At 53.4% G+C, this 521-nt stretch carries 1 protein-coding gene; it reads right to left on the reverse strand.

The features are described from left to right. Nucleotides 1–309: 309 nt before the first annotated feature. A partial coding sequence (locus tag RRY12_13430; protein ID MEG2185668.1) for a hypothetical protein occupies nucleotides 310–521 on the reverse strand: 212 nt, incomplete at its 5' end.

The following is a 521-nucleotide window of genomic DNA, read 5'->3' on the forward strand; positions in this document are numbered from 1 at the left end:
GAAAGCGCAGCACGTGCGCGCTACTGGCGCCGCCGTATTTTCCTGAAGTTTTTGCCGCATTGAAAAGCCCCGTTCCTCTGTTGATTCTCAATTTTCTATAAAGCTGTTTATATATCTTGCCACAAACGCAGGCCGCACGCAACGCACCGGATGTCAAAACGACAGCCTGCCGCGCCGCAAAGAGAGGACGCCGCAAAAGGCCATTCCGTCAGGCGTTGGCTATTCCAATGCCTCTGAAAGTGCGATGGCTATAATGCCTGCCAAATACAAGCCGTTTTGTGCCTACGGCGCAGACAAGAGCGGGCTATCTCATGGAGGCGAGGCCTGCGGCGAAGGGGCAATGACGGAAAGAGATTGTGCGCGGGTTTGTTCAAAACGGGCAAGCTCGTCCGGCCTGTTTATATTTAAAAATGAGCGGCGGAAGTTTGGGCAGGCGGCGTAAAGCGCCTCTTCGCTCACCTTTTTGAGCGTTGCTTCAGCGTAAAAACATTTAATCTTGTTATCGCCGCAACACAGCCCCG

Origin of the sequence: Cloacibacillus sp. (assembly GCA_036655895.1) — a bacterium.
Classification (GTDB): domain Bacteria; phylum Synergistota; class Synergistia; order Synergistales; family Synergistaceae; genus JAVVPF01.